At 51.5% G+C, this 5648-nt stretch carries 6 protein-coding genes; 5 read left to right on the top strand and 1 reads right to left on the bottom strand.

Going from position 1 to position 5648, the window contains the following annotated elements; all coding sequences use genetic code 11:
• From H6F43_RS11770 to moeB, 5 genes are all read left to right on the top strand, one after another.
• Positions 1–639 (top strand): alpha/beta hydrolase (locus H6F43_RS11770; protein WP_190342952.1); only part of this gene is annotated, 639 nt, incomplete at its 5' end.
• Between the two features lie 10 nt (positions 640–649).
• Positions 650–1480, top strand: a complete 831-nt coding sequence (locus H6F43_RS11765) for an SDR family NAD(P)-dependent oxidoreductase (RefSeq protein ID WP_190342951.1) — start codon at positions 650–652, stop codon at positions 1478–1480.
• A 383-nt stretch (positions 1481–1863) separates the two neighbouring features.
• Positions 1864–2613: a glucose 1-dehydrogenase gene (locus H6F43_RS11760; RefSeq protein ID WP_190342950.1), complete on the top strand. Its 750-nt coding sequence runs from the start codon at positions 1864–1866 to the stop codon at positions 2611–2613.
• A 342-nt stretch (positions 2614–2955) separates the two neighbouring features.
• Complete coding sequence (locus H6F43_RS11755) at positions 2956–3423, top strand: Mov34/MPN/PAD-1 family protein (RefSeq protein WP_190342949.1); 468 nt, start codon at positions 2956–2958, stop codon at positions 3421–3423.
• A 40-nt stretch (positions 3424–3463) separates the two neighbouring features.
• Positions 3464–4636: a molybdopterin-synthase adenylyltransferase MoeB gene (moeB, locus tag H6F43_RS11750; RefSeq protein WP_190342948.1), complete on the top strand. Its 1173-nt coding sequence runs from the start codon at positions 3464–3466 to the stop codon at positions 4634–4636.
• A gap of 185 nt (positions 4637–4821) precedes the next feature.
• Here moeB and H6F43_RS11745 read toward each other — a convergent pair whose 3' ends face one another.
• On the bottom strand, positions 4822–5238 hold the full coding sequence (locus tag H6F43_RS11745; protein WP_190342947.1) for an HHL1-like protein: 417 nt from the start codon (positions 5236–5238) through the stop codon (positions 4822–4824).
• Positions 5239–5648: the final 410 nt, after the last annotated feature.

Below are 5648 nucleotides of genomic sequence, written 5' to 3'. Positions count from 1 at the left end.
GTGGAGAAATTTATTGCCGCGATCGATCTCAAGAAATACAGCCTTTATGTGATGGATTATGGTGCACCCGTTGGCTACCGAATTGCGACAAAACATCCAGAGCGAGTGCAGGGATTAATTGTGCAGAACGGCAATGCCTACGAAGAAGGACTGCGGGAGTTTACGGCACCGATGAAGGCATACTGGAACGATCCGTCTTCTGAGAATGCTAAACCGCTCAGAGACTTTCTCAACCTGGAAGGAACGAAATGGCAATACACAAACGGCGCTCGCAATCCGGAGGCGATCAGCCCTGACACCTGGAACATGGATCAACTCTTCCTTAACCGCCCTGGAAATGCTGAGATTCAAATGGCGCTGTTTTATGACTATCGGACGAATCCACCGCTCTATCCACAATGGCAGGAGTATTTCCGCCAATATCAACCCCCGACTCTGGTTGTTTGGGGTAAGAACGACGCCATCTTCCCTGTCGAAGGTGCTTATCCCTACCAGGGCGACCTGAAAGACATTGAATTCCATTTACTCGATACTGGACACTTTGCGCTGGAAGAAGATGGGGAGGCGATCGCAGACCATATCCGTCGCTTTATGACCACTCACGTTCGTAATCAAGCCAGCCTGCTTTTATCTCAATAGGCGGTGATATGTGATAAAAACCATTTTGATTACGGGAACCTCCTCTGGGCTGGGCAAAGCCACTGCACGCTTTTTTGCCCACAAAGGCTGGAATGTTGTGGCTACAATGCGGCGACCGGAGAAAGAACAAGAACTTGTCCATCTCCCCAACGTGCTTGTCACGCGGTTAGATGTGCAAGATCGGGCAAGCATTGCCACCGCAATCGAGGCTGCGATCGCTCGATTTGAACAGATCGACGCTGTGATCAATAATGCTGGCTTTGGACTCTTTGGGTTGTTTGAGGCAACGCCACCCGAAAAGGTAGCAGAGCAATTCAATATCAACGTCTTTGGAGTCATGGATGTTACACGCGCAATTTTGCCGCATTTCCGGCAGAACAAAGGTGGCTTGATCCTCAATATAAGTTCGGGAGCTGGCATATTCACACTGCCAATGCTTTCGCTATATTGCGCTAGCAAATTTGCGCTCGAAGGTTTCACCGAAGCACTCTCCTACGAACTGGCTTCGCAGAACATTGTCGTGAAGCTTATCCAGCCTGGTGGCATAGCGAACACAAAGTTTGGGCAGCGTACGGGCGCTGAGGCTGTAGAGAATGCCAGGATATCTGGCTACGATCGCTTCGTCGCACATACTAACGCTGTCTTTGAGAGTCTCCGCGACGTGCGTCAAGCCACAGAGGAGGACGTTGCAAAGGTAATTTACCAGGCAGCAACCGATGGCACGGATCGTTTGCGCTACGTGGCAACGGAGGACATTAAGCCGATGGTGAAGGCGCGACGGGAAACCTTGGAGGACGAATATATTGCCTTCATGCGAACTCGCTTTGGCGTCAAAGCATAACTCAGATATATCGCCTAACAATTACCGCCAGTTAATTACTTTGAGGCTCTCAATATGTAAAAAATTTCTTTTCAATCAAATGAGTTATCAGACAAAAGAGTGCTGGTGGCAGATGGAACCAATGGTATGGGCGAAGCGATCGTCAACCGTTTGAGACAAGCTATCGCAACGGTAATCACGACCGCCCACTCAAAGCCCGATACACTTGAAACGATTCCTACCGTGTGAGACACCACATATCGAAGACCTAGACGACCGAAATTTTGTGATCGGAACTTGCTGCCAGTTAAGTCTTAGTGCGAATTAAGGCGAGCGGGACAACTCCAATTTTCAAGGATCCATTGCAATTAGCTCTTTCAACCTTAACAATTACAGGACTCATCATGAAAAAACTAGACGGAAAAGTTGCTCTTGTCACCGGTGGCAACAGCGGCATCGGTCTTGCCACTGCTAAGCACTTTGTCGCTGAAGGTGCCTATGTTTTCATCACGGGTCGTCGCCAAACTGAACTGGATGCCGCAGTAGAAGCGATCGGCAAAAATGTCACAGGTGTTCAAAGCGACGTTTCCAATCTGGCAGACCTCGATCGCCTGTTCGCTACGATCAAGCAAGAGCAAGGACACCTTGATGTGGTCTTCGCCAATGCGGGCAGTGGAGAAATCGCCCCACTTGGAGAAATCACCGAAGAACACTTTGACAAAACGTTCAACACGAACGTCAAAGGTTTGCTGTTCACGGTGCAGAAGGCACTGCCGCTGTTGCCAGAGGGTGCTTCCATCATCCTGAATGCCTCGATTACTTCTATAAAAGGAACTCCAGCCTTCAGTGTTTATAGTGCAACTAAAGCTGCTGTGCGATCGTTTGCCCGAAATTGGATACTCGACCTTAAGGAGCGCAAGATCCGGGTTAACGCCATTAGTCCTGGCGTGGTTCCGACTCCTGGCTACGATCACTTGGGGCTAAACGATGAGCAGAAGCAGGAATTTGTGGATAGCCAAGCTGTCAATATCCCCTTGGGGCGGGTCGGCACGCCCGATGAGATTGCCAAAGCCGTTGTCTTTCTCGCTTCAGATGACAGCAGCTTTGTGAACGGCATCGAGCTGTTTGTCGATGGCGGTATGGCACAAATTTAAACCGCCCCAAAGGAGATCGGGCGTGTTCTATACAGGCTCGTTCCATCTGCTCAACTTAAAGCACTCAAGGACGCGATCTCAAAGACATGTTGTCGATCTATTCTTTCAGCACGCACTTAAGCTCGCGTCTTCGGGCATCTCAACATCCAAGCTAAGAAAAGCATCTGGGACGATCGGTTGCTTCAGGCTACAGAACAGCCCCACGTTCACTGTTGCAATGCGAGGTGTTGCTGGCGACCATCGTCAAAAGACCTTGCCCTACGCTTAACGGTCGCTTAATTTCCTACGATCGCCATCCTGTCTTAAAATAAAAAGTCTTAGCCGACGATTGAATCAGTAATCGTGACCCTGCAACTTAGCTCAGAGCAGCTACAGGCAATTAAAACCCACGCGGAACTCACCTATCCCGATGAGTGCTGCGGCTTACTGCTGGGTAAACCGGATGCTGACTGCTCACGCTTAATGGAGCTGTGGGCAACCGACAACGCGTGGGATTCCCAAGTTGCCGAGGAGTTGACGGATGCTTCCTTAGAGAAATCCCACCGCTACTGGATTTCGCCCAGGGAAATGCTAGCAGCGATGCGCTATGCTCGGAGTCGCGACCTGGCTATCATCGGTGTCTATCACTCCCATCCCGATCATCCAGCCGTCCCCTCAGAGTGCGATCAACGCTTTGCCTGGCAGCAGTACTCCTATCTGATTGTCTCTGTAGAGCACGGAAGCGCCATCATCTGCCAGAGCTGGCTGCTCGACGATCGGCACCACTTCCAGCTAGAACCGCTTCTGATTGTTGACTCGATGAGGTCCTAGCCCTGATCCCAATGAATCTGTCCTACCGCACCTCCAAACTATGCTAAATCCCAATCTGGATGAAATTCAGTTAACCAAAGACGACTACGCCCGCTACTCTCGCCACGTCATTCTGCCAGAGGTAGGACTGGACGGGCAAAAGCGGCTCAAAGCCGCCAGTGTCTTATGCATCGGCACGGGTGGATTGGGGTCTCCGCTGCTGCTGTATTTAGCAGCCGCTGGAATTGGGCGGATTGGTATCGTCGATTTTGACGTGGTAGACAGCTCCAATCTGCATCGGCAAATTATCCATGGAACGTCGTGGGTCGATCGACCCAAAATTGAATCGGCAAAGAGCCGCATTCTCGAAATTAATCCCCACTGCCAGGTGGATTTGTACGAGACTCGTCTGAGTTCCGAAAACGCGCTACAAATTGCAGAGCCTTACGATGTCGTGGTGGATGGCACGGATAACTTCCCCACTCGCTACCTGGTCAACGACACCTGCGTGCTGCTGAACAAGCCGAACGTATACGGCTCAATTTTCCGCTTCGAGGGACAAGCCACCGTATTCAACTACGAAGGCGGTCCCAACTACCGCGATCTGTATCCAGAACCCCCACCACCAGGACTGGTACCGTCCTGTGCAGAAGGCGGCGTTCTGGGCGTTCTGTGCGGCATTATCGGTACGATTCAAGCGACCGAGACGATCAAGATTATCCTGGGAACGGGTACAACCTTGAGTGGGCGACTGCTGCTGTATAACGCGCTGGAAATGAAGTTCCGGGAGCTAAAGCTGCGACCGAACCCAGTGCGCCCCGTAATCGAGAAGCTGATCGACTACGAAATGTTCTGTGGGATTCCTCAGGCAAAAGCTGCTGAAGCTGCTGCCCAAGCGGAGATACAAGAAATGACTGTGAAGGAGCTGAAGCAGCTCCTCGACAGCGGCGCAGATGATTATGTACTGCTGGATGTCCGCAATCCCCACGAGTACGACATCGCCAAGATTCCCGGCTCGGTGCTGGTGCCGCTGCCCGATATTGAGAGCGGCAGTGGCGTCGCGAAAGTGAAGGAATTGCTCAACGGGCACAAGCTAGTCGCGCACTGTAAGATGGGCGGACGATCGGCAAAAGCCCTTGGCATCCTGAAAGAGGCGGGGATCAACGGCATCAACGTCAAAGGTGGCATCACTGCCTGGAGCCGCGAGGTTGATCCCTCCGTACCGGAATATTAAGCTGGCTTGAACAATGCTGGTTTGAACGATGCTGGTTTGAACAATGCCGGCTTGAACAATGAAAGGACTGGAGCGAATCGCTCCAGTCCTTTGTGTTGTCGGTGTGCTATCGGCTGCTATTCAGCAAACAGCGGCGGTGAAGTTCGCTCTTTGTTCCTGAAAGCCCAGCCTGTAGCGCTACAAGCTCAGCCTCGCTTGAATAGCGAAGAGACGCGAGAGGCGATCGCGCCCAGCCCACCCGTGCTCTTTGCCGCAGGCTTCACAGCAACTTGTATTGGATCGTCTTTGAACTCTTTTAGTCGATAGCCGTACTCTAACTGGCTCTGATGCTTTCGCAGAATTGGGAACAGCCGGAACGCTCCCTGCAATAGCTGCTCCTGGCTATCAAAAATTGCCTGGTGAATCTGGTCAGAGCGTTTTACTGCCAGCGACCCCACTGGATACCACGTCTTGTTGTCCTGGATGCGGATGTACACCTCGAAGTCGGGAATGCCGCTCGCTTTCATCTTCTCGTACTGTTTCACCGCTTCGACGCGTTCCATCGATCGCTTCGAGGCTTTGGGCTGCGATTTGGGCTTCCCGAATCCTTGCTGGGTTGTCATGGCACTTCCTTAAACGACTTTCTTAATAAAAGTTTAAGTTATTTTAAGAATTTTTTGAAGGAAAGCTGGATGGCACGTCTAAAATCGCTGACCCATATGGTGCTGAGAGTTAAGCAGTCCCAAAGGTTTGAAGTTGATCGTGTCCCAGCAACCTAGGGCACTTCAATGGTCCCGATGCTGTCACAGTCTTGCAGGGGCGACATAACAACTCAGAACTGAGGCAAATCTGTTCTCACGTTCTGGTTGCAACACTGTCCAACGGTAGATCCAGCAAAAGATCCAGCGAAACCATCCTGACTGTTTGTCACGTCCAGCGCAGACAAAGAAGTGGGTGACTACTAGAGGCACATGATTCAGATCAACCAGCGAGGACCCATTTGGCAATGGGGCGGCGTGGCGATCGTCGCAAC

Origin of the sequence: Leptolyngbya sp. FACHB-36 (assembly GCF_014695955.1) — a bacterium.
In the GTDB taxonomy this organism is placed as follows: Bacteria; Cyanobacteriota; Cyanobacteriia; order Leptolyngbyales; family Leptolyngbyaceae; genus FACHB-36.
Note: the sequence above shows the minus strand (reverse complement) of the source record. Positions and strands in the feature narration are given on the sequence as shown.

What these genes read in the sequence shown, in the direction of transcription:
- H6F43_RS11760 (WP_190342950.1), top strand. Translation starts at nt 1,864, where the DNA reads ATGAAAAAACTAGACGGAAAAGTTGCTCTTGTCACCGGTGGCAACAGC.
- moeB (WP_190342948.1), top strand. Translation starts at nt 3,464, where the DNA reads ATGCTAAATCCCAATCTGGATGAAATTCAGTTAACCAAAGACGACTAC.
- H6F43_RS11745 (WP_190342947.1), bottom strand. Translation starts at nt 5,238, where the DNA reads ATGACAACCCAGCAAGGATTCGGGAAGCCCAAATCGCAGCCCAAAGCC.